The sequence below is a fragment of the Marinomonas transparens genome, assembly GCF_016463975.1.
Taxonomy (GTDB): Bacteria; Pseudomonadota; Gammaproteobacteria; order Pseudomonadales; family Marinomonadaceae; genus Marinomonas; species Marinomonas transparens.
Genome location: NZ_JAEMNX010000001.1, coordinates 129486 through 153306, shown reverse-complemented (window position 1 = coordinate 153306; position 23821 = coordinate 129486). Strand labels below are relative to the sequence as shown.

Here is a 23821-nt window from a genome sequence, read left to right as displayed (position 1 = left end):
AGCAAGGGTGTGGAGAAATATTGTCGTCATTCAAATGTCACGATTTTATATTAGCGTTTGTAAAGTTTGGAACACATGTTGCTTGTATGAAACCCCAATAAAATGTCATTGGCATCTATATAAAAACAACCCTAATAATAGGAACTTTGAATGAAACAGACTCCTTTAGTGTTATTCGCCCTCTCAGGTTTAGCCATTACTCCTGTTGTGCACGCGGATCTTTTGATCAGTGAGTACGTTGAAGGTAGCGGTTATAACAAAGCATTAGAACTTTATAACTCGGGCTCTAGTAGCGTGAATTTATCGGACTATGAGTTAGTCCGTTATATCAATGGAAGTACAACGAATTCCGTTACTATTGAATTACCAGATACTGATCTTGCCGCTGATACAACCTATGTCTTGGTTGAAACGAACAGCAATACTTCAGCTGACTTAATTGCCAAAGCGGATTTGAGAAAAGCTTTGGGCTTTAATGGTAATGATCCCATTGCCCTAATCCGCAAAGCGGACGATAGTACGATTGATTTTTTTGGTAGCTACGGTGGTTCTAATTTTGCCAAAGACAGCACCTATGCTCGTCAGCTATTAACCCCATACGATAGCACGAGCTGGACAGCTTCAGACTGGAGCATTAGTGCAAAAAATGATTTTTCTGGGTTAGGGTTAACACCTTCTGGTGAAGACAACTCGACGCCAGTGGTTGCCTTCTCCTGTGAAGGTCAAACGCTTACACCTATTTATGACATTCAAGGCAATGAAGCGACTAGCCCACTAAAAGGCGAAACGCTTTATACCTCAGGTGTCGTGACTCAAATCGTCTCTAGTTTGTATAAAGGGGCCTTCATTCAAGACCTTGATGGGGATGGCGATAGCACCACTTCAGATGGGCTGTTTGTCTATAGCACAAGCTTACCAGCGGATGTACAAGTCGGTGATCTAGTTTGTGTAGAGGGTGAAGTAAAAGAGTATTTCAACTTTACCCAACTAGCGTTAGAAGACAGCAACATTGAAGTGCTTTCTAGCGGTAACATGGTTGAGCCAACTTATTTGTCTTTATCGGATGATGAGTTGTTACATGATCAATTAGAAGCTTACGAAAGCATGTTGGTGACAACGTCGGACAGCGGCCTTGTGGTATCAAGAAACTTTAGCTTTGATTATGACTCCTATCGCAACAACATGGTGCTTAGCTTAGGCGAGCCTTTGTATAAATCGACCCACCTCTATGTTGCTGGTTCGGATGAAGAACAGGCGCTTGCGGCGGCTAATACGAAAAGTACCTTATTTGTTGATAGCGATGCGAAAGCCAGCGATGGGGTTGTGCCTTATTTTTCCGGCTTTAATGCGGAAGACGGCTACATTCGTGTAGGCGATGAAGTAGAAAACTTAGAAGGGGTGATTGGTTACAGCTACTCTCAGTATCGATTAGTGCCGACAGTGGACGAAGATTTGGATAAATCTGACTTTGTTCATCGCTTTACTGAGCGTACCGCTTATGGTCCAGAACTGGATAAAACGGGTGACCTACGAGTGGCGAGCTTTAACGTACTGAACCTTTTCAATTCTCCTTTTGGTGGCGCTGCGAATGCCTTTGGGGATAACCGAGGTGCGACAGTACTGGAAGAGTACCAGCTTCAATTGACTAAAATTTCGAATGCAATCAGCCAGTTAGATGCTGACATCATTGGCTTGATGGAAATCGAAAACAATGGCTTCTCTGAAAACAGTGCCATTGCTGCCTTGGTTGATAGTGTCAATATGACACAACCAGCAAGTGCACATCCTTATGCTTATGTGGCGGTAGAAGGTGTTGAAGGCATTGGTACCGATGCAATCAGTGTGGGAATGCTTTATCGCCCTGCGGTTGTTCAACCAAAGCATGCTCCTAGATTGATCGAGATGCCAGAGCAACATGGTGTTGATGCTGAGGGCCAGCAATTTGATAAATATCAACGTACGGCATTGGCTCAGACTTTTGTGCATATGGCATCACACAAAAAAATCACGGTTGCTGTGAACCATTTTAAATCTAAAGGTTCTAGCTGTATCGAAGATTCGAATGCGATAGAAGCGAGCCCACAGAGTAACTGTAACGCGTTCCGAGTCTCTGCTGCGATTGCATTGGGTGATGCTCTTAAGCGACAGGCGCGTGGCAATGGCAATGTATTGATTTTGGGTGACTTAAACGCCTATGGGAAAGAAGACCCAATTCGTGTATTAACGGATTACGATGCTGCCAATACGGCACTCCCCATTTACACGGCTGAGCAGGTGACACTAAATGGTGTTGCTGTGGATGACGGCGAGTCTGTTGAAGTAACGCGCAATTACGGTTACACCAACATAGTGCCGCACTTCCAAGGAGATAAGTCTTTCTCTTACTCTTACGATGGTGAACTGGGTGGATTGGATCATGCCTTGGCGAGCCGTGCACTCATGCGCCATATCGTTGCGGCGGATGATTGGCACATTAACTCTGTAGAGTCTAATTTGTTTGAGTACTCAAGCCGGTTTACCGGTGATCTAATGAAGTCTGAAAATGCTTATTCCTCTTCAGACCATGATCCAGTGGTGATTGAACTGCAAATGAAGAAGCGTAAGAAAGTGAAGCATTTTTGGGGACACAAACAACCCCATAGAGGCTTTGCTTTTGGACATGGATACTACCATCATGACCGTTTTAACCGCTCATCAGCATGGGGCTGGTGGCGTTAAGCACAAGCTTTAAATAATGCTCGATATAAAGCCAGCAGGGTCATCTCTGCTGGTTTTTTTTCATTGCCTATTCATGGCTCAAAGATACCCAGCGAGCTTCCTGATAAGACGTCTCCGCCGCATCACAAACCTGATTAACCTGATAGGCAGCGCGAAAATCTGGCCATAGGGGAGCTTCTGTCAAAATCCCTTCAATCAGGTCTCGAACCTCGACGGCTTTCATGTCGTTATAGCCCAAACCATGTCCCGCAGAAACACAAAAGTGAGCATAATCCGGGTGGTCTGGCCCTGTCAGAATACGACGGAAGCCTTGGCGGTTTTTTGCCTCGTTTTGGGTATAAAGTTGTAATTCAGAAAGGCGTTCTTGATCGTAAATTAAGCTACCTTTGGTCCCCGTCACTTCAAACCATAAGCCATTTTTTCGCCCCCAAGCAATGCGAGAGGATTCCAGTGTACCGATAGCACCATTGGCAAAACGCACCATCATATGCACCTGATCATCATTTTCTACCTCGCCCATTTGCTCGGTCGTGCCAGCGATGGGGCGTTGCTTATGAACGGTTTGTAAATCCGCACAGACCTGAGCAATGGGGGCCACCAGATAGTGAGCCATGTTGATAATGTGAGAGCCCATATCGCCTAATGTACCTGAACCAGAAAATTCACGTTTTAAGCGCCAAGTGAATTCACTGTTAGCGTCTGCAAGGTAGTCCTCATTAAAGGTGCCGCGAAAATGCACCACCTCACCGATTTCACCATTAGAAATAATTTCTTTCGCGAGTTGCACGGTTGGATTTTTGACGTAGTTAAAACCGACCAAGGTTTTCACTCCCGCCGCCTCGGCGGCCAGCGTCATTTCTAGTGCATCCTTTGCATTTAAGGCCAGAGGCTTTTCGGAATACACATGTTTTCCCGCGGCAATCGCAGCAAGGGCCATTTCTTTATGAAGGTGATTTGGTGCGCAAATATCAACCACATCTATTTTTGGGTCATTCACCAGTTCTTGCCAGTTCCCCGTGGAGCGTTGAAAACCAAACTCTTTGGCCTTGCGCTCGGCCAGTTGAGGGTCGAGCTCGGCGACCATTTCACAGAGCAGCTCGCCGCTTAAGGGGAAAATCGCCCCAGCCGTTTTAAAAGCAATAGCATGGGCTTTGCCCATATAGCCTGTGCCAATGAGTCCAACTCTAACTTGTTTCATAATGGGTTCTCTTATTATTGTTTTAGATACCTGTTGCGAATAAAGTGGTAACGAAATTTATTCACTTGGCGTTATATAATATAGGCTTTGTAAGAGTATTTGGTACATGACTGAAATTTATAAAAAATTGTCTGAAATCACTGCCCATCATTTAACTGAAGTCTACTTTGGCTTTGCAAAATACCCTAAAGGTGGGAGGCATGGACCTCGGGTGCAAAGAGGTATCCAGCTGTTTCATCTGCTAAGTGGTCAGGTGACCTTGATGATTGATGGGACAAACTTGATTCTTAATCCGGGGGATTTTGCTTTGTTAGTACCCGGCCGACATGAATTTCATCAGTTTAGTCTAGCTGATGAAAGTGTTCATACCTGGTGTCAATTAGACTTCTCTGGACAGCAAGATAGCCTGCAATCTCATCTCGCGGGTATTCGCCCAGTGGTGGAGGCAAATTACGATATCCAAGCTTACATGGATCTAGGATTAGCTTTAACGCGGGCCCCTAGCATACCCACTGGCCATGCCCTTCTCGACCTAGGGCAATCCCTATTAAATTATTACCTTGCTTACGCCAATACTTACTCAAATAAGCATAAAGATTCACATCCAGTACCTAGGTCTGTGAGAATGGCATGCGACTATATGAGTCGGCATTTAGAGCAAACCTTGAACTTGAACACGATTGCGCAGGTGAGTCATGTTTCTACTAATCATCTGATTCTTTTGTTTAAGCAGTATTTACAGATTACTCCAAGTCGCTATTTGTGGAAATTAAGATGCCAGCATGCAGCGACGCTTTTGCGTGATACTAATATTCCGATTGCCTTAGTGGCTGAGCAAGCTGGTTTTGCCTCGGCTTTTCATTTTTCGCGTTTGTTTAAGCAAGTTTATGGCGAGTCTCCAAGAGCTTTTCGGAATAAGTAAATGATGCAGTAAGAAAAGAAGGAAAGTATTGGATTTATTATGTATTTCCAGCGAGCTTTGCTAAGTTTAGGGTATGACCTTTACTAAGGTATGAGGTGTAAAAAAGTCTTTGTCGTATTTTTACAGGGTAAAAGATGGAAACATTCAGTGTGACGCAATGTCCTTATGACCTTAGTCTTGCGAGATTAAAAACAGGGTCAATTTTTGGCGCATTGAGCGATGGTGCTATTGAGTTTCTATTGTCCGAAGGAGCATTAGAAGCGTATCGCTCTGAAGAAATCGTCTTTTCCTTAGGTGATCAAGCCGATAGTTTTTATGTTGTTTTGCATGGCTCTATTGGTTTATTTAAGCAAACCAAAGACAAGTCAACATTCATTCCGTTCGGGGAAGCTTCCATCGAATTTGGTGATGCAGTCGGTTACACCACAATGATTGCCTTAGACCCAAGAGCCGCCGATGCCCGTGCGATAACAACATCACTATTGCTTAAAGTGGATAGTTATACCTTCGGTAAATTTCACGATGAGTTTGCCTTTGATTTTGGCATCTTGATTCTCAACTTATCGAGGGATATTGCACGTAAGTTTCGTCTCTTAAGTGATGCCATGGCGGAAGCCGATTTATCGGTAAAAAGTTAACAAAATCGTGTTATTGGTTACAAAAGTGAACCAACTCTACAAAAGTCAACGAACTTATTCGAAAACATTCTGTTGGCTTCAAATATACTGAAAAGGTTCCCCCTATAAAAATGGACTTGGCTGAAGGGTTACCCAAGTTTTCAGGCTGGTGAAAAATGAAGCGTTATTTTCGAGCATTAGGACTAATGCACTTAATTAGATGTAGATATTAAAATGTTAAATACACTCAAAGGACGACTGTATCTACTCGCATTTTTGATCGTTGCTCCATGCTACGTGTTTATCTATTTGAGCTTTGATTACAGTCGTTCAATCGTCAAAGACGAATTACTACAGGTCGCCGAAGTGATTTCCAGTCAGGCGGCGGATAACCAAGAAGCTCTCATTGAATCTACTCAACGCTTTCTAATCTCCTTAGCATCTCTGCCCCAGTTACAACAACCAGACTCTACTGCCTGTCGACACTTTGTGACTGAACTCACAAAGCTGGACGAACGTTATGTCAACATTGGGGTTCCGAATGCACTGGGCATTCTAACCTGTAATGGCATGCCCCTATTAAAACCCGTGGATGTGAGTGACCGAGACTACATTCGTGAAGCCTTGGATAAACAACGTTTTAGCACCAGCGGTGTGCAAATTGATCGTGCTGTAGGTCGCCCTACTATTAACTTTGCTTATCCTGTTCGTCATTTTGAGGATGAAAATACTGTTGTCGGTGCGGCGGTTGTTGTTATTTCATTGGATTGGTGGAATAAACTTCTCGATAAAACCAGTTTACCCAAGCAGAGTGTCGCTTATATTCTCGATGCAAATGGCAATGCCATTGTGGGCTATCCATTAAGTGCCGTTTTGGATCTTCCGACAAAAATCAATCAAGTTTGGCGAGGGGAGGATGGTGTCGGACGGGTATTTACGGAACATAAAGTGTTAGATTCAGAAGGCAATCTACAGCTTACCTTTTTAATGGGAATTGGCGTAGACGACGCGCTAGCCGCGGTAGATAGGCACTACACTCTTATTATTAGTGTGTTTTCGCTGATGGTGGCCTTTGTTCTAATATTGTTCCGCTTATTTTTTATAAACTCAATATCTGGTCCTCTTAGCACCTTGTCAGAGCTGGCTTTTAGGTTAGGACGAAATGAGAATGTGTTGGCTTCGCCATTGACTGGCGTGCAAGAAATGGATGATTTACAGGATACTTTTATCGAAATGGCTGCGCTTAAGCGGCAAGCTGAGCAGAGAATTATCCAACAAACTCAAACGGATGGTTTAACCGGAATTCCCAATAGGGATGCCTTTAACCGACAACTTGCTGAATCCTTAAGTCATCTAGATGCAGGTGATCATAAACTTGGCATCATTCTTCTGGATTTAGATAACTTCAAAGAGCTCAACGATACCCGTGGTCATGAAGCTGGCGATGATGTACTTAAGGTGATGGCTACACGCTTAATTGAGCATTGTCCAACAGCCAAATGTATTAGTCGCCTTGGCGGTGATGAATTTGTTTTCTTATTTGCAGGGGATGACGCGGAAGAAACTCGGCTGTTAGAAGTATGCGAAGAGATCAGAGGCTTAGTTAAGCAGCCGATTGATGTATCACCATCCTATGGGGAGATGATAGTTACCTCTAGTATAGGCATTGCTGTCTACCCAGACGATGGAGAAAACATAAGAGAGCTGATGGGGGCCGCTGACCAAGCGATGTATCATGCTAAGAAATGCGGACGAGACTCTGTTCGTCGATTCTCGTGGAGTTTAAAAGATGCCCTAGTACAGCGAATTGAGCTGATTAAAGATCTACGCCATGCGATTAGCAATCAAGAATTTTATTTGGTTTATCAGCCGATCATAGACAGCAAGGGTAGCGTGGTGAAATTTGAAGCACTGATTCGATGGCAGCACCCTGAGAAAGGACTGATTCCTCCGGATCAATTTATTCAATTTGCAGAAGAGTCGGGACAAATCATAGAAATAGGTAATTGGGTTATCAGTGAAGCGAAAAAGGCTCTGATTGATATCCGTCGAGTTTATGGTGATGACGTGCAAGTTAGTGTCAATGTGTCGCCCATTCAGTTATCTAACCAGCAAGGTGGAATCTGTGTTTTTTTGGAAAGCTTGCTAACTGACCCTGATGGGTTAAAAGATGCACAGCAAAAAAATGGCTTGGTGGTAGAGATAACCGAACACCTTCTGATGAACCTAGATGAAAACACTCGTAAAGCGCTACTCGATTTCAGAGAAAAAGGCATTCAAGTGGCTTTGGACGACTTTGGCACTGGTCACTCCTCACTGGCTTATGTGATGAATCATGATATTGATTACTTAAAGATAGATAAAAGCTTTGTGCAAAAATTGGATGACGAATCTTCTGCATTGTCTTTATGTGAAGCCATCATCTTAATGGCCCATAAATTAGGGGTATTGGTTATTGCTGAAGGGGTAGAGACACAACATCAGGTGGATTTATTGCTGGGTTATGGCTGTGACTATCTACAGGGCTTTTATTTCTCTAGACCCATTTCACTTGAGCAAGCGCTGACTTATCAACAAAACAAGGTAATTTAATTCAATTGGCTTTTTCTAGGAGCTTAGCGTGTTGGCTCGGTTTCATACGTCCTCTTTTTTGAGCAAGGCATCATCTTAGGATAAGTGTTAATCTGTGAATAAATATAATATTTCTGGTTTACGATTAACCTAATACCCTGAAACTTCTTTGAGCAAATAATGGATAAACCGAGTGTCACTTCTGCGGATGTTGCCCGCTTAGCAGGCGTCTCCCAATCTACCGTATCGCGGAGCTTTGATTCAAGCAGTCGCATTTCCGATGGCACTCGCCAAAAGGTGTTCGCGGCGGCAGATGAATTGGGGTATCAGGTTAACAAAGCCGCGCAAACCATGATCAAGAAACGCAGCGACTTGGTTGGTTTAGTGACGGCCGGATTAGCTGACCCTTTTCGTTCAGAGTTTTTAAATAGTCTTGTTCTAGAGATCCAAAATAATGGTCTTAGGCCGATGGTGATCGACGTCTCGGATACGCATACGATTGATGTGCAATTGCAAAGTCTTATTCAATATCAGCTGAGTGGTGTCATCATTACTTCCGGTACCCCAAGTGAAGCGGTGGCCAAAACCTTTATTAAACGTGGTACACCCGTGGTGTTAGTGAATCGTGCTGATCACTCTAGCGAGGCTGACATTGTAAATTTAGATAATGAAAAGGCGGGGGCACTGGCTGCCGAAGCCTTAATGAAAGCTGGTAAGCGTAAGCTCATGGTGGTTCGTTCAAAAGTCGCGAGCTACAGCAGCGTTAAACGAACCAAAGGATTTTTAGACAAGCTTTCACCCTTTGTTAAACAAGGCTCTATTAGTCTAGAAGAAGCCTTCTGCGAGACGGGAAATTACCATGGAGGGGCTCAATTCGGTGCCGATCTCTTAGCCTCCAAGCATTACCCTGATGGTGTGTTCTTTTGCATGGATTGCATCGCTTGTGGCTTTTTAGATGCGCTGAAACAGTCAAATACACTTGCTGTCCCCACTGATATTGCCGTTATTGGCTGTGATGATATTTCAATTGCGCGCTATCAATCTTACGATTTAACCACAGTGCGACAATCGCCACAGAAAATGGCCGCTGCCGCAGTGAGCGCGTTACAAAAACGCTTAAAACAACCCAATACCAAGCCGATTCAACAAAAAGTCTCGGTAGAACTGGTATTTAGAGGCACGCTCACAGAGTCCAATACGCTTTAACTCAGAATTCTCCCAAAGGTATTTTGGAATTTATTTTCCATTTTTATTCATTTTCACTTTTTTCTTTCATAAAGCCCATATCGAGCGTATGCTTTTGTTGTTGTTCATACGTATGCACAAAAATAAAAATACATTCGGAGGCAATACAAAAATGAAAAAATCTTCCTATCTTCTCGGCCTGACACTAGCCACTGTTGCCACTTTGGGCGCAACACCTGCGTTGGCAAAAGGCAAACTTAATGTGCTTTGTTCCACCGACACCGATTGGTGTAGCTTAATGGAAACCCGCTTTGAAGCCGAAACAGGCGTCAAGGTTTCCCTTATCCGTAAAAGCTCAGGTGAATCCTACGCACAATTACGCGCAGAAAGAAAAAATCCAAAAATTGATATCTGGTGGGGTGGAACCGGTGACCCTCATCTGCAAGCTGCGGCTGAAAAACTCACCCAAGTGTATAAACCTAAAGCTTTGCCAGAGTTAAACGATTGGGCGCAAAATCAAGCTAAGGTATCAGGCTATCGTACCGTGGGCATTTACGCTGGTGCATTAGGCTTTGGCTACAATGCTGACCTACTGAAAGCCAAGGGCTTACCGGCACCACAATGTTGGAAAGATCTCACCAAGCCTATTTACAAAGGGGAAGTGCAAGTGGCTAACCCGAATTCATCGGGCACCTCTTATACGGCGCTTGCCACTTTTGTGCAAATAATGGGTGAAGACCAAGCGTTTGAGTTCTTGTCGAATCTGCATAAAAACATTAACCAATACACCAAGTCTGGATCAGCGCCGATCAAAGCCGCGGCCAATGGTGAAACGGCCATAGGCATTACCTTCATTCACGACATTGTCAAACAGGTGAAAAAGGGTTACCCAGTGAAAGCCGTTGCACCCTGTGAAGGAACAGGCTACGAAGTCGGTTCTATGAGTATCGTGAAAGGCGCTCGTCACTTGAAAGAAGCGAAAATGTGGGCCGAGTTTGCACTACGTCCAGATATTCAGACCCTAGCGGCAGAAGCTAAGGCTTATCAAGTTCCTTCTAATAAATCGGCCACCACTCCTGACGGTGCGCCAGACTTCTCTACCCTAAAACTGATCGATTACAACTTTGCCAAATACGGTTCAGCCGAAACACGTCAGCACCTGTTGCAACGTTGGGACGCGGAAATCAAATCTTTACCGCGTTAATTCACGGGTAGAGCTATTGATGACATATTGAGATCTGTTGGGCCACAAGGCCCAGCAGAAACTCACATCACTATTTGAGTCTCTCTTTGGAGTATTGATCGTGAAGCACTCTTTTATTCCTTGGTTAATATTAGGCTGGATTGGTTTTTTACTGATGCCTTGGTATTTGTTAGAGGATGGTTTTTGGTCTTTTATTTGGTTGACGGACGGTTATCCGACTGACATGGACTATGCTCCCGCGATATTACAGGGCATGCTTGCTGAGCGTCTATGGTTGTTGCCTTTGGCATTACCATTGTTACTTCCCTTACGGCTTATTCCGCTGACGAAAAATGACCCGCGTTACAGTCGCTACCTGATTATTGCCGGTGCTTCTGGCCTTATTTACATGCTTGTTCAAGGCTTTGCCATTGGCGTGAGCGGTTGGCAGTTTGTCAGCTTAGACCTTCTGTTTGGCGAGCTAGAACAACAGCAATATGGCATGGGTTATGGTGCGGTCTTGTGTGGTCTTTCATTCTTAATATTACTTACTACTGGCTTGGCCGCATCGGGTTTCTTAAAAGGCGATGTGTTTGTCACCGGTAGTATCGGTTTAGTCGTTACGCTGGTGGGTATCTTTGTTTTCTTTCCTGTTAGCCAAGTATTGTTTAGTGCGTTTGTTGACAACGACGGTAGCTTCGCGCCGGTGGCGTTTGCTAATAAACTGTTTAGCGACAACATTTGGTCGGTATCCTGTTTAAGCAGTGGTTATTCCTGCGGCATTGCTTGGAACTCCTTAGCACTAGCGATTTCTACGGCTTTCTTGACGACCTTATTAGGCTTAGCCTTTGCCTTGGTGGTAACCAGAACCGGCTTTCGCTGGAAAAAATCTCTGCGCTTATTGACCGTATTACCCATCATCACACCGCCCTTTGTTATTGGTCTGGCGCTGATCTTATTGTTTGGTCGTTCTGGCGTGGTGACACAATTTTTTGCAGATGTGTTCAATATTGAACCGGGTCGTTGGTTGTATGGTATGCCCGGTGTTTTGTTTGCCCAAGTCTTATCTTTTACACCGATTTCTTTCCTAGTGTTGATTGGCGTGGTTGAAGGCGTGAGTCCTTCCATGGAAGAAGCCTCACAAACGCTGCATGCCAACCGTTGGAAAACTTTTGTTAATGTTTCCTTACCCTTAATGCGCCCCGGATTAGCTAATGCCTTCTTGCTCGCCTTTATTGAAAGCTTGGCCGACTTTGGTAACCCCATGGTACTGGGCGGTGACTTTGAGGTACTGTCGACGGAAATATTCTTTGCCATAGTGGGCGCCCAAAATGATCAAGGCTACGCTGCGGTACTGGCGATGGTGTTATTAGCATTCACCTTAAGTGCCTTTTTTTTACAGCGCCGTTGGTTGGGTAAAAAATCCTATACCACGGTAACAGGCAAGGCCGAGTCGGGTGCTTATATGGGCTTGAACGATGGCATGAAGGTGGCTTGTTACATGGCCGCGTTACCTTGGGCCGCATTAACGGTGGTGATCTACGGCATGATCATGTTTGGTGGTTTTGTGCAAAATTGGGGCTATGACAATAGCTTTACCTTGCAGCATTACACCGATGCCTTCGCCGTTGGTTGGGGCGACTTTGGGGTGATCTGGGAAGGCGCAGCGTGGGATTCGCTGTGGACCACCTTAAGCATTTCGGCGATTGCGGCACCTTTCACCGCGTTGGTGGGTTTGCTTACCGCCTACTTGCTAGTGAGGCAGCAATTCAAATGGAAAGACACCTTTGAATTCGGCACCATGTTGAGCTTTGCTATTCCTGGTACCGTGATTGGTATCAGTTACATCTTGGCGTTTAATGTGCCGCCGTTTGAACTTACGGGTACAGGCGTTATTCTGATTATCTGTTTTGTCTTCCGTAACATGCCGGTGGGTGTGCGTGGTGGCATTGCCGCGATGAGTCAGCTAGATAAGAGCTTGGATGAAGCCTCGTTGACGCTAGGGGCAAACAGTCTAATGACCTTCCGTCGAGTAATTTTACCCCTGCTGAGACCGGCGATTATTGCTGCTTTGGTGTACAGTTTTGTGCGTGCTATTACCTCGGTCAGTGCGGTTATCTTCCTCGTTAGTGCCGATCATAATATGGCGACCTCCTATATTATCGGCTTAGTGGAGAACGGCGAATTTGGTATTGCCATTGCTTACTGTAGCGTACTGATTCTCGTCATGTTGAGCGTCATCATAGGCATCAATTTAGCGGTAGGCCAACGCCGTCTACGCCGTACCGATTCCATCTCTATCACACCGACTAAAACTTCTTTTTCTGCCCCTTCTTTAAAGGAGAAACAGGCATGAGTCTTAATTATCGAGCTGGCTCTGTGAGCTTTGAAAATGTCACCAAAACGTTTGGTGACGTCAATGCCATCGATAAGGTTTCCTTTACCATTGAGCCCGGTAATCTGGTGACCTTATTGGGGCCAAGCGGCTGTGGCAAGACCACCACCTTACGCATGATTGCGGGACTTGAGCATCCGACCTCAGGGCGCATCATGATAGGCGACAAGGAGGTGACTCACCTGCCTGCAACCGACCGTGATGTGAGCATGGTGTTTCAATCCTATGCGCTATTTCCACACATGACCGTCGCGGAAAACGTTGCTTATGGACTGACGGCCAGTGGCATTAATAAGATCGAAGCGAAAGAAAAAAGCGAAGAAGGGCTAGAACTGGTGGGCTTGGGCGGTTATGGGCAGCGCCTGCCGAGTGAGCTTTCTGGCGGACAGCAACAACGGGTAGCGGTGGCTCGTGCCTTGGTATTGGAACCGGAAGTCTTGCTATTAGATGAGCCTCTGTCTAATCTCGACGCCAAACTGCGTCGTCATGTACGAGAAGAAATTCGCGAGCTACAGCAAAAAATTGGCTTAACCGCTGTGTACGTGACCCATGATCAAGAAGAAGCTCTTGCGGTGTCGGATCGCATCATAGTGATGAATCGATCTGTCATTGCCCAAGAAGGTAGTCCACGTGAGCTTTATGAACAGCCGGCTTCGACTTTTATTGCTGACTTTATTGGCGATGCGAACTTGGTCGATGCGGATATTATCGACATTAAGGGTGACACCGCAGAAGTCGCGGTTGGTTCGTTTCGTTGTTTCCTACCGTTACGAGACTTTAGCAAAGGCCGAGTAAAGCTTGCTGTACATCCAAGCGCGATACGCCTATCAAAACGCGATAATCAATCCTCTGGCTTGACAGGGAATGTTCGTCGAGCCACTTATCTAGGCAGTCAAATGCAATATGAAGTGGACTCTGAAGTAGGCCGTTTATTTGTTGTCGATTTTCATGTTGATCAAGCCATTGCCGTTGGTTCTGATGTTGCCATTACATTTTCAGACCGTGGTCTTGCGTTCGTCAAAACCGCCTAAATGGAGAGTATGTACCTATGTTTTTAGATTCTAAATTAGTTAATGCTGACATCTTGAGTCGCTATGAACAAACTGAGCGCATCATTGGTATCGCAGGGAAGCAAGCGCTGGAGTATTTCAATAATCGGGATCAGCTGATTGTTGAAACCAAAATGGAGCCGCAAGATGTGGTCAGCATTGCCGATCGTAATGTGGAAGTGACCATTATTGAAGGCTTGCAGAAACACTTTGCGGACGATGGTTTTCTCGGTGAAGAACAAGGCATTACCGCAGGAAAGAATGACTATTTATGGGTAATTGACCCGATAGATGGTACCGCCTGTTTTCTGAATGGTATGCATGCTTGGTGCCTTTCTATTGCCCTAATGGTTAACGGCAAAATTGCATTTGGTTTGATCTTAGACCCGAACAGCAATGAGCTATTTAGTGCGATAGCGGGCAAAGGCTGTTTTGTAAATGGCCGACAGGTCAACACACTAAAGGTCAATTCAGTCAAAGAAGGTGTGATGGGGGTAGGGACTTCTCAACGAGTACCGGCCTCATTCTGTGTCAGCTTTATTGAACAATTGCTCGATCAGGGCGGCATGTTCGTGCGCAATGGCTCTGGTGCGTTAATGCTTGCCTACGTGGCAGCAGGGCGCTTAATTGGCTACTACGAGCCCCATATTAACTCCTGGGACTGTCTAGCCGGCTTGATCATGGTGGATGAAGCGGGTGGCTGGACAAATAACTTCCTTGCAGGCGAAGGCCTGTTAAAAGGCAATCCACTTCTGGTTTCTTCGACTGACCTCAAAGACCAAGTGAAAAAAATGACAGGGCTTTAACCAGTAAGACGGTGAAATAAATGGGCAGGGTGATTGTTCACCCTGCCTCCTATCGGATTGTTACTTGATTGTTGCCTTGAGAGTGTCGAGTAAGGTTTTAGAAATGTCTAGCCCATCAGGAATATGCACAGCAAAGGCAAACTGCATCTTTAGGCTTTTCTCTAATTTCATTAGTTTCGCAATTACGCCTTCAGATAGAGTGGTGCCTTTAGTAAGCAAGAAAGCGCCATTATGACCTTTCAAGTCTCTTGCCAGTACCATGTCAGGAATAAGTTGTTGAGAGTTGAGGTGATATTCAGGTATCGTCTGTTCGGTTTGCAGCGTTAATAATATCGCGGTAAGTGCCTCAACCGCGTCGGCGGCGTAGTAAGCGTTATCACCTGCCCTTGAGTCCAAATAACCAATAGCCTCTAGATGACTAAGCGGCTCTTCCAGCATACGTCCTGTTATTAGTTCTAAATAGTCATTGGCTACCGTAAGTATTTGAGCTGGCCGAGAAATAAATTTTTCCCATTCTCCATTCGGGTAGCCTCGGCCATTTAAATACTCTTTATGTTGAGAAATAATGTCTGCCACAGGACGTAGTGAAGGAATGCTGGTTAGTATCGTACTCCCGGTTAAAGGGTATTGTTCATATTCGTGCTTTTGTTCTTTAGAGAGCAAAGCATACGGAGTATGTAGTATGGCATCGGGCAAGCAAACCTGACCGATGTAGCGCATTTTTGCCGCTCCTTTTAAGACAAAATGTTGCTTTTCTGGGAGGGCTAATGCCATGGCCATTTTTTTCACTAAAACGAGAATATCGGGAACGTCTACCTCAGATTTAGGTTGGCGCATGTCCAAAAGACCGGAAAATAAATCGATGGTTTGCTTATAGTTTTCTTTCAAACTCTCATTGATTTGAATAATTTTGTGGGTGCGTTCTTTTACCGTGGCTTCTAACGTCTCATTGATCGTTTTGAGTTTTTGATTTTGTGATTTGACCACAGCTTGTAAATGTTCATTTTTTTTCTTGAGGTTGATGGTCGTAAAGGCCTCAGTTACTAGCGCCAGTAATTTTTCATCGTCCCATGGTTTTTCGACGTAATGGGAGACCTTGCCTAAATTTATCGCATCGATGATGGCTTCCATTTCCGCATAACCCGTTAATAAAATACGGATGGTGTTTGGGTATTGTTCCGCTGCTTTTGATAGGAATTCAGGCCCTGTCATCTCTGGCATACGGGCATCGGAGAGGATGACGTCAATGGATTGTTGTTCTAATATCTCTAGCCCTTCTTGACCACTGTTAGCAATGAACACATTGCAATTGGCCTTGCGAAATAGGCGCTTTAGAGACGACAAAACGTTTTGTTCATCGTCGACCAATAACAAGCCTGGAAGCGTTTCCGTCGTCGGCTTTTCTAATGTAGATGCATTCATCTAGCTCCCCTTTTTTATTTGTTAAGCGACTTTTTCGTAAGGCAACCAGATGTGAAATTCGGTGCCTTTACCTGGCTCACTTGTCACTCCAATAGTTCCTTGATGGTCTTCAATAATGCCGTGGGAAATCGATAACCCTAACCCAGTGCCAACTCCCACTTCTTTGGTGGTAAAAAAGGGATCAAAAATGGCGTCCAAATGCTTTTGATCGATACCACAACCATTATCGGCCACCTTTATGCTTACTCCTCCTGCGTTTTCAGAGACATGAATCGTTAATTCACCTTGCTCATTCATAGCATGGGAGGCATTCACAAATAAGTTTAAAAACACCTGCAAGAGTTCTCCACTATTCCCGCTAATGGGTTGTACCGGTGAGACTTCTTTGCTTACAGTGCCTTTGAACTTCAATTCATTATGGGCCAGTTTTAGCGCTTCATCTATGATTTGATTAAGGTCGCAGGACTCTTTTTTATTGTCCGATTGGCGAGAGAAGCGCTTCAAGCCTCCAACAATATCAATGATCCTTTTAATACCTTGCTGCGACTCATTTAATAGGTGCTGGCTGTCTTCTATTAAGAAGGGCATATCGACATCATTCCATATCTTGTTTAGCCCTTTGGCAGCGTTATTAACCTCGTTGTCACTGGATTGAAGAGATTGCTCTGTCAGCGTTTTCGCCGTTTCGACATAGCGAATAAAATCTGTAACATAATCATTTAAAGCGCCCATATTGCCTTTGATAAAGCCCATTGGGTTGTTAATTTCATGAGCAATCCCTGCAGACAGTTGGCCAACGGTGGCCATTTTTTCTGATTGCATGAGCTTTTTCTGGGTTTGTTTTAGGGCTGCATTGGTAGCGCTAATTTCCTCGTAGGTGGCCTGTAATTTGTCTTCTTGATACCTGTGCTCCATGATGATGGCGAGTTGCTTTATGCCCGTTCTAAAAACGTTAAGTGCCTGATTTTGTTTACTCGTTAATTCCTTCGTAAAGAGAATAATAATGCCGCTCAGCCGATCAAGGCAGATGATGGGTAGAGCAATCATGGTATCAATAGGTCTATTATCGATAACCAAGTCTAGTACTTGTAGGTGGGTTCTACCGCTTTTTCTAATAAGGGGCTCTACTTCGGTAATGAGGCCTTCAACCTCGCTGCTTTTTATTTCAAGTGTTTCTCCATTTGCTATATCAGGGTTTTGTAATAGATAAGAATGGAAGTTTCCTTGTTTTTCATCAAAAGGAAAATGACAGTAGGCAGCAAAAGGAATCTCGCTTAACCGCATCATGTCGTTGACAATAGTCGGCAGGAAGTCGCGAAGTCGTGGTCGTTCAATGCCATATCGACCAATGTGAGCCAGAAACTTATTTTCCAGCACGGAAAAGTGCAAAGAATCAATATTCTCTGTTAAAGAAAGGTTCGTAAAATGAAGCTCTCGGCTTTTTTTCTCAAGGACTGATTCCGCATTTTTGCGGGCTTTTCGTTCGCGTAGAAAGGCCGCTTCGTAATCCATAAATCCCCCAGTCACTCGATATATTCAACCAGTAATGAACAGTGATCCGCACCTTCATTCATGCAGCAGGTATGCTGAATGGTAACTGGGGTGCCGAAGCTTTCAGCGGCTTTATGTACCAACCCGATGGCCAATAAACACATCTTTCGTGGTGATTGGTAATACAGGGTGACGCCGTTATCGTGTTTTTCGGTGACAATTATCTTTGGTGTTAGCGCGTCTGGATAAAGCTTATTGACCTCCACGTGAATAACCGAATCGACGGCTTCGAGTAGTGACCAAAGGTCAGGGTAGGTCATCATAGAAGGAGGCAAGCTATTGGCTAAACCGTCATATAAATAGCGCCCAAAGGCTTCCACTAGACTTGGTACTGGGGTGTTACTGTATTCCGATAAGGCACCCACAAGCGATAAAATTTCTTGGTCGTCGTAGGTACTGGCACTGGTGTAAATGCCACCACTAGGTAGATCACACTTTTCCAGTAGCGCTTCCCAACACTCCATACCAAATTCATCTTCGATCATTTCTTGAAAATTAGTAAAAACGGCTCCTTTCATGCTTCTCCCCCTCATTGCTAAATGCTTTCTAAAGAGTAGACAAGAATGATTCAGATGCTTACAGATAATTGGTTTAGGTTAGTAATTTTTTGTGGGAAGTCGCGTTGCTTCAGGTAAAGCGCTAATTAGAGAAAGCAAAACAAGGTAGTGGTGAGCGTGGGTTGAATCTGAAAGGCGTCAAGCCCCTTTCCCTACCGATCAAAGAGAAAGGAGTGTCCTAAATAAAAACTTAACTTGGCATAGCTTCAAAAGCAGGAATGTCTGCAAAACCTTCATCCCAATTGCCTTTGCTGTCAGTAAAAATATGCGCATCAGGCGTGATATCTACATCGCAATCTAAACAGCCGGCGGGAACCACTACTAAGCCTCTTGATTTTGCATCTACGGGGACATTAGAGCCACAGCTAGAGCAAAAACTGCGTGCGAAATTGGTGTCTTCATGCCGATAAAAACTCACCTTGTCTTCACCGCTTAACCAGTTTAACTTGGCACCCGGAGCGAATAGATTGGCACAATGGGCGCTTCCAGAGGTTTTTTGACAACGGCTACAGTGGCATAAAAAGAACTTCTTAAACTCGCCTTCCAGTTCAAACCTAACGTCGCCGCATAAACAAGATCCAGTATAGAGATGACTCATAATAATGTGCTCCTGATGGTGTCATTTTAGTATAAAGTGCGGATTCCTTATCTTAAGGATTCTAGCCTATTTGTAATACTATTTTTCATCAGATGCGACTCTTTACTGATCAAACGTGCGCCAGCTTAGCCGGTGATGGATAGCGCAATAGCTTGTGGGTAAGCTTTAACAGTGAAGCGATGGTGATCACTTGAATGACAAAGAGCACAGCAATACCGACCCAATACGCAGGACTGAATGGTGTGACAATGCCTGTTTTAACCCAACCGATATGCCACCAGAACATGCCCATCACGAACAGGGCCACACCGGGGCACACCAAGCCGAAACTGATAGGGCTTTCCTTGTCTCCGTGTAGGTAAGAGGCTAAGTAGTTATTGGCTTTCATCACCTTATAACCCAATGTTAAAACCCCCAATTGCAGCATGAAAATAATCGTAAGAGGCAAGAAGAGTGAGCCAGCACTGCCTTCAACACCAAAATGATGCTCGAGCCCGTGGGACAATCGAACCCAAGTGATGCCTAACAAGGTTAAAATAGGGACAAGCATCCATAGGCTTGGAGAGGCCGGCTCCGCCAAACCGTGCTCCATCATAGCGCTGATGCCGTGACTCAAGACAATCATGCCCAGTAGCAAAGAAAAAGCTAAGAACGCGATACTCAATGTGGTTGCAATCGCCGCAGTAATCGCCGTGTGAGACATGGCAGAAGCGGCGGCAAAACCGACTGCTAACATGGCAAAAGTGAATACACTAATTAAGGCCGAAAGATGATTATGTTCGGCGCTTCGGTAGCCACCACCACGCACCATCTTTGCCATATAGCGAGCAAATTGACGAGTCGCATAAAAGGCAATTAAGGCAAATGCCGCTATTGCACCGGGGAAAAGAAATTCGACCAAATGCCACAAATTAGGGACAAATAAAGCGCCAAGGATAAAAAGCACATTGACGGTCATCGCAAGCGTAACGGGGATGGCCATGCGCTGCAGCTCTGCGGGGGTATTATCTAACGTTTCTAGATCTTTTTTATGCTGGTGGCTTTCAACAATATTCCAAGCAAGTAAGGCAAAATGCATTAACGAAAAAAGAATCACACCCACTAAAGCGACCAGAGTGATACCAGCAAGGAAACCACCAGTGTTTAGTTGAGCGCTCCAATCGGCAAAGGTCGGGATAGGCGTGTTTTTGTGAGGCACCATCCACATAAGGTACATAAAGAAACTGACCGCCGTGCCGCCGGCGCCGAGAGCAGCGAGCCAGTAACTTGGATGATAAGTCGTATTTGGGTTTCTGCGAAGCATGACATTGCCCTCCTTATTAATATTAGATAAAACTAATGTATAGGAGAAAACGACTATATGCGTAAAACAATGAGTGTTTCTTGATCGATATCAATCTTTGATTTGGCTAGGGAAGGTGGGAAAATTCTCGTATTGGCTGCTATTCGTCATGATATAAACAGGATCTATTACGACCACTGTTCTTCGCTTCATACAGGGCGTCATCGGCAAAGGCGAGCGCTTTTTCTATACCATTTTGTCGTTGCGCGACGGCAGAAACACCTGCACTGATAGTGAAGGTTAAATTATTTTTTCCTTCAACCTGCATGACCATCTCGCCTAGCGAACGACGAATGTTTTCGATAATGTTAAAAGCATCATCAGCCGCCGTGTTTGGCAATAAGACAACAAACTCCTCTCCACCGAATCGGGCAACAATGTCCTTAGTGCGACAGAGTTCTTTCAGAGATTTTGCCACTTGAATGATGACCTGATCACCCACCGCATGGCCATAATTGTCATTTACTCTTTTGAAAAAATCGATATCTAAAACAGCAATAGAAAGTGGTTGCTTTGACTGCTTAGCAAGCTCTAGTTGGAAATCGGCTTCGGTATTAAAATAGCGGCGATTATAAAGCTGAGTCATGGGGTCTGTGGCGGCTAGGAGCTTTAACTCCTCTTGATTGGCCTTCATGCTTTCTAGCAGTTTAACGCGATACGCGATAATAGTGGCGAGCACCAAGGATTCCAGCATGACACCGACACCAACACCATGACTGGCTAGGTAGCTAAACTCAGCAATGCCTTTATAAAACAAAACGGCCAAACCACTGAAAGCGACAAACAACATATGACCAAATAAGAAATAACGGGCAATAGGGTTCTTTTTAATTTGCAGAGAAATGCCCACAGAAGTGGTGACAACCATCATTAATGCCGCAAGAGAGCTTGAATAGAGCAATGCGCCACGAATATTGAATATGCCATAAACAAATTCTATGGATAACAGTGCCATCATGAGACACAGCGCCCAATGCTCTAGTGGATATTTTGTTTTCGTCTCAAACACATTGATCATGAATAGAATCAAGAAGATGGGCATTCCCATCAGCGTCAATTGCCAGTACAAAGCAACCGAGCCATAAATGCCAAACCAATTCGCCAGTAGCCCATATGACAGTGCGATCCAAATACTGCTGGACACCAAATAACAGGCATAAAACAGGCTTTCTTTGCGCCGCGATGAAAAGAACAACAGAATGTTGTACACCACCAAAGCCAGCAACATACCAACCATTAAAGCAATGTCGCTAAAAGAGTCCTGCAAAGCACGTTTTGATTGCTCTTCATCGTATAAGAATAAAGACAACCACTGATGGGAAAAGGTTTCGCTTTTTACATATAAAGTACGCAGCTCTTGTGGTTGCAACTCAATATCGAATATCCCAATGCCTCGATACATCCACTGATGCGTCGCTTTATCATCGCTATCTAGAAGGCGCGTTCGAATCAATTTTCCGCGTGTAACTTCATATAGGCTAAGCGAGCGATTGTGATAGGTCTGAGGGTGGTGAAGGTAAAGCTTAATGGGGTGCTTGTTGGTATTTTGAAGTTTAATTTTGACCCAAGTGAAATGGGCTTTGATACCTAAAGAGAGCTTATTCGAAGACGCCGTGAAGGATTGATCTTTCACTTCTTCGAATGACATTTCGCCAGTGGGATCAATAAAATAGCCAGCATAAAAATGCTCAATATGAATAGGGTTACCACTAACCAAAACGGTTGGAATATAGGCAGCAAGGGTCACACTCGAAAAGAGAGATAAAAGGGCCAAGGAGGCCAAGAGCAAATAATGCTTAAAAAATCGCCCTTTCATCAAGATGTCACCCATTAAAAATAATTGGTGGCTAGTATGCCACAGGCAGAATGGCCAAGTAATATAAAAGGGACAGAACTTTCAATCTAAATATGTAAATATAGAGCTCAAGTAGTATGGTTAAAGCACTCATCTTTTGGGGCACTGAGATGAAGATGGTCCCAGCGCTCTCATGATGTTCAGCACAGGTTTATTAAAGATAGCTAGAATTTAAAGCATGTAAAAAAGACGCCATCACCTCTAAAACTCACTGAACATAGGCATGACATGGAAGCCCTTATACAAGCGGCTGACAGCGCCATGTATCAAGTTAAAAATCGAGGTAAAGACGCTGTCAAATACCAAGGCCATAACCGAAAAGGCCAGAACACTTTAAAGCATAAAGGTTCTGGCCATTGTCTTTATGGCAGGTTAGTTACAACGGTTCCCCCAAATACTGTCAACCCACTGAGGGTTGTCGATAAACGGGTTGCGGTTGCCCTGTCTTTCTGCAATGCGATCATTACGGCGTTGCTCGTAAGCATCAACAGGATCGGTTTTATTCCACTGGTACAAAGCACACAAGACACCAATATTCGGATCACCGGTCGAAGTGCTGGTACTATTGATGATTTCTAAATTTGGCATATTACCGTCACTGCCGTCGTAGCGGGTTTCCATATAGAAAATCATCCGTGCTACATCGCCTTTCACCACATTGCTGGGTTCCCAAGAATCACTATCGGTAAAGGTATTGGCGGCTTCACCTTGGGCACTGCCACCATTATCGAAGCTTTTATTACCGCGGGAACTGTTCACCGTTTTATCGGCGGGGCGTAAATGATGAATGTCGGTATAGCCATATTGTCCAGTACTCGGAAAGCCCAACGACTTGGCCCAAACATGTTCTCGGTTCCAACTGTCGTTATCGGACCCAGAAGTCCCGTCCCTGTCGTCCTTATCGGCGCTGCGTTGTGAATAAAAGAGAATCACATTATTGGTATTGTTCGGATCTTCATCCGTATACTGCAAGGCCGTCCATACTTCACTGTAAGTCAGTTTAGTATGATTCGCGCTGATAATATCCTGTAACTCCGCTTTGAGCGCCGCACCAGATAAACCGATGGCATCGCTGTAATAGTCCGCTTCATTCACCACAGTGCTGGTGTCGTCTGTGTTGCCACCAGAATCGCTACCACCAGAGTTACCGCTGCAATTTTGGGTTAATGAACCTGTTCCGGGGGTATCTGAACCACTGACGCCCCAGTCTGAAACGGAATCCGTATCAACACTGCTGATACGATAGATGGACACATCCTTAGCGTTAATATCCCAACCCGACACCTTGTTTTCCCAGGCCACCATATCAACCGTGCCTGAGCCATTGCTTAACTCAACCCAGTCACCGCTATTACCTAATGCCAAAGACATACCGCTAAGCGTTGGAGACGAGCCATACATGGCGCTAAAACCGCTTGCGTTACGAGCAATGGTTAAATAGCCTCCCGCAGGAATAGAGCCAGAAAGTGTAAAGCTAGAACCGTTATCTGCAATGCTATAGCCGCTTAGGCTAATAGACTCACATTCGGGGTTGTACAGTTCAATCCACTCCTCGTTACTGTCCGTCCCTGGAGTGTCGTACAAGACCTCAGAAATCAACAAATCCGCATGGGAGAGAGAAGAATAGAGCATTGCCGCAGGCAGCAGCCAAACTATGGGTCTTTTCATTGTTTTTCCTATTTGTCTGTTATTTGGGAGTGTGCCGGTCAATCCATGTGCATTTTTACCGTCATCCATGAGTATAAAAATCAGTTATGACAATTAAGGGACAACATTAAAATGATGCATATGAGTACTAGCACCCTGACCATACAGTCAAAAATTGGGCCAATCCATGAAGAGAAAAAAATAA

General features: G+C 44.7%; 17 protein-coding genes. 9 read left to right on the top strand and 8 right to left on the bottom strand.

The window, feature by feature from the left end; all coding sequences use genetic code 11:
* The first annotated feature begins 150 nt into the window (after positions 1-150).
* Complete coding sequence (locus I8J31_RS00715) at positions 151-2718, top strand: ExeM/NucH family extracellular endonuclease (RefSeq protein WP_199466267.1); 2568 nt, start codon at positions 151-153, stop codon at positions 2716-2718.
* Positions 2719-2785: 67 nt separating this feature from the next.
* Here I8J31_RS00715 and I8J31_RS00710 read toward each other — a convergent pair whose 3' ends face one another.
* On the bottom strand, positions 2786-3916 hold the full coding sequence (locus I8J31_RS00710; RefSeq protein ID WP_199466266.1) for a Gfo/Idh/MocA family protein: 1131 nt from the start codon (positions 3914-3916) through the stop codon (positions 2786-2788).
* Between the two features lie 106 nt (positions 3917-4022).
* Between I8J31_RS00710 and I8J31_RS00705 the strand changes: the two genes are divergently transcribed.
* The 8 genes from I8J31_RS00705 (at position 4023) to I8J31_RS00670 (ending at position 14644) form a co-directional block, all read left to right on the top strand.
* Positions 4023-4838 (top strand): AraC family transcriptional regulator, encoded by an 816-nt coding sequence (locus tag I8J31_RS00705; protein WP_199466265.1) that lies wholly within the window; start codon positions 4023-4025, stop codon positions 4836-4838.
* Positions 4839-4972: 134 nt separating this feature from the next.
* Positions 4973-5476: a cyclic nucleotide-binding domain-containing protein gene (locus tag I8J31_RS00700; protein WP_199466264.1), complete on the top strand. Its 504-nt coding sequence runs from the start codon at positions 4973-4975 to the stop codon at positions 5474-5476.
* A 213-nt stretch (positions 5477-5689) separates the two neighbouring features.
* Positions 5690-8047, top strand: coding sequence for a bifunctional diguanylate cyclase/phosphodiesterase (locus I8J31_RS00695; RefSeq protein ID WP_199466263.1), 2358 nt, complete (start codon positions 5690-5692; stop codon positions 8045-8047).
* 159 nt (positions 8048-8206) lie between these two features.
* Positions 8207-9232 carry a LacI family DNA-binding transcriptional regulator gene (locus I8J31_RS00690; RefSeq protein WP_199466262.1) on the top strand — a complete coding sequence of 342 codons (1026 nt, stop codon included), beginning with the start codon at positions 8207-8209 and terminating at the stop codon, positions 9230-9232.
* A gap of 151 nt (positions 9233-9383) precedes the next feature.
* Positions 9384-10415 carry an ABC transporter substrate-binding protein gene (locus I8J31_RS00685; RefSeq protein WP_199466261.1) on the top strand — a complete coding sequence of 344 codons (1032 nt, stop codon included), beginning with the start codon at positions 9384-9386 and terminating at the stop codon, positions 10413-10415.
* 100 nt (positions 10416-10515) lie between these two features.
* The gene (locus I8J31_RS00680) at positions 10516-12750 is read left to right on the top strand and encodes an ABC transporter permease (RefSeq protein WP_325101154.1); all 2235 of its coding nucleotides are present in this window, start codon (positions 10516-10518) and stop codon (positions 12748-12750) included.
* Positions 12747-13820, top strand: coding sequence for an ABC transporter ATP-binding protein (locus tag I8J31_RS00675; RefSeq protein WP_199466260.1), 1074 nt, complete (start codon positions 12747-12749; stop codon positions 13818-13820). Before I8J31_RS00680 ends, I8J31_RS00675 begins: the two co-directional genes overlap by 4 nt.
* A gap of 17 nt (positions 13821-13837) precedes the next feature.
* The gene (locus I8J31_RS00670; RefSeq protein WP_199466259.1) at positions 13838-14644 is read left to right on the top strand and encodes an inositol monophosphatase family protein; all 807 of its coding nucleotides are present in this window, start codon (positions 13838-13840) and stop codon (positions 14642-14644) included.
* A 60-nt stretch (positions 14645-14704) separates the two neighbouring features.
* Here the strand turns inward: I8J31_RS00670 and nosR are convergent, their stop codons facing one another.
* The 7 genes from nosR to I8J31_RS00635 all read right to left on the bottom strand — a co-directional run bounded on the left by nosR (position 14705) and on the right by I8J31_RS00635 (position 23637).
* On the bottom strand, positions 14705-16066 hold the full coding sequence (nosR, locus tag I8J31_RS00665) for a response regulator c-di-GMP phosphodiesterase, NosR family (protein ID WP_199466258.1): 1362 nt from the start codon (positions 16064-16066) through the stop codon (positions 14705-14707).
* A gap of 21 nt (positions 16067-16087) precedes the next feature.
* Positions 16088-17578, bottom strand: coding sequence for a sensor histidine kinase (locus I8J31_RS00660; protein ID WP_199466257.1), 1491 nt, complete (start codon positions 17576-17578; stop codon positions 16088-16090).
* An 11-nt stretch (positions 17579-17589) separates the two neighbouring features.
* Complete coding sequence (locus I8J31_RS00655) at positions 17590-18135, bottom strand: heme NO-binding domain-containing protein (RefSeq protein WP_199466256.1); 546 nt, start codon at positions 18133-18135, stop codon at positions 17590-17592.
* A gap of 229 nt (positions 18136-18364) precedes the next feature.
* Positions 18365-18772 carry a GFA family protein gene (locus I8J31_RS00650; RefSeq protein ID WP_199466255.1) on the bottom strand — a complete coding sequence of 136 codons (408 nt, stop codon included), beginning with the start codon at positions 18770-18772 and terminating at the stop codon, positions 18365-18367.
* A gap of 109 nt (positions 18773-18881) precedes the next feature.
* Positions 18882-20075, bottom strand: coding sequence for a TsoY family (seleno)protein (locus I8J31_RS00645; protein WP_199466254.1), 1194 nt, complete (start codon positions 20073-20075; stop codon positions 18882-18884).
* A 139-nt stretch (positions 20076-20214) separates the two neighbouring features.
* Positions 20215-21930: a sensor domain-containing diguanylate cyclase gene (locus I8J31_RS00640; RefSeq protein WP_199466253.1), complete on the bottom strand. Its 1716-nt coding sequence runs from the start codon at positions 21928-21930 to the stop codon at positions 20215-20217.
* Between the two features lie 411 nt (positions 21931-22341).
* Complete coding sequence (locus I8J31_RS00635; protein WP_199466252.1) at positions 22342-23637, bottom strand: endonuclease; 1296 nt, start codon at positions 23635-23637, stop codon at positions 22342-22344.
* Positions 23638-23821 lie beyond the last annotated feature (184 nt).

What these genes read in the sequence shown, in the direction of transcription:
- I8J31_RS00715 (WP_199466267.1), top strand. Translation starts at nt 151, where the DNA reads ATGAAACAGACTCCTTTAGTGTTATTCGCCCTCTCAGGTTTAGCCATT.
- I8J31_RS00710 (WP_199466266.1), bottom strand. Translation starts at nt 3,916, where the DNA reads ATGAAACAAGTTAGAGTTGGACTCATTGGCACAGGCTATATGGGCAAA.
- I8J31_RS00705 (WP_199466265.1), top strand. Translation starts at nt 4,023, where the DNA reads ATGACTGAAATTTATAAAAAATTGTCTGAAATCACTGCCCATCATTTA.
- I8J31_RS00700 (WP_199466264.1), top strand. Translation starts at nt 4,973, where the DNA reads ATGGAAACATTCAGTGTGACGCAATGTCCTTATGACCTTAGTCTTGCG.
- I8J31_RS00695 (WP_199466263.1), top strand. Translation starts at nt 5,690, where the DNA reads ATGTTAAATACACTCAAAGGACGACTGTATCTACTCGCATTTTTGATC.
- I8J31_RS00690 (WP_199466262.1), top strand. Translation starts at nt 8,207, where the DNA reads ATGGATAAACCGAGTGTCACTTCTGCGGATGTTGCCCGCTTAGCAGGC.
- I8J31_RS00685 (WP_199466261.1), top strand. Translation starts at nt 9,384, where the DNA reads ATGAAAAAATCTTCCTATCTTCTCGGCCTGACACTAGCCACTGTTGCC.
- I8J31_RS00675 (WP_199466260.1), top strand. Translation starts at nt 12,747, where the DNA reads ATGAGTCTTAATTATCGAGCTGGCTCTGTGAGCTTTGAAAATGTCACC.
- I8J31_RS00670 (WP_199466259.1), top strand. Translation starts at nt 13,838, where the DNA reads ATGTTTTTAGATTCTAAATTAGTTAATGCTGACATCTTGAGTCGCTAT.
- nosR (WP_199466258.1), bottom strand. Translation starts at nt 16,066, where the DNA reads ATGAATGCATCTACATTAGAAAAGCCGACGACGGAAACGCTTCCAGGC.
- I8J31_RS00660 (WP_199466257.1), bottom strand. Translation starts at nt 17,578, where the DNA reads ATGGATTACGAAGCGGCCTTTCTACGCGAACGAAAAGCCCGCAAAAAT.
- I8J31_RS00655 (WP_199466256.1), bottom strand. Translation starts at nt 18,135, where the DNA reads ATGAAAGGAGCCGTTTTTACTAATTTTCAAGAAATGATCGAAGATGAA.
- I8J31_RS00650 (WP_199466255.1), bottom strand. Translation starts at nt 18,772, where the DNA reads ATGAGTCATCTCTATACTGGATCTTGTTTATGCGGCGACGTTAGGTTT.
- I8J31_RS00645 (WP_199466254.1), bottom strand. Translation starts at nt 20,075, where the DNA reads ATGCTTCGCAGAAACCCAAATACGACTTATCATCCAAGTTACTGGCTC.
- I8J31_RS00640 (WP_199466253.1), bottom strand. Translation starts at nt 21,930, where the DNA reads ATGAAAGGGCGATTTTTTAAGCATTATTTGCTCTTGGCCTCCTTGGCC.
- I8J31_RS00635 (WP_199466252.1), bottom strand. Translation starts at nt 23,637, where the DNA reads ATGAAAAGACCCATAGTTTGGCTGCTGCCTGCGGCAATGCTCTATTCT.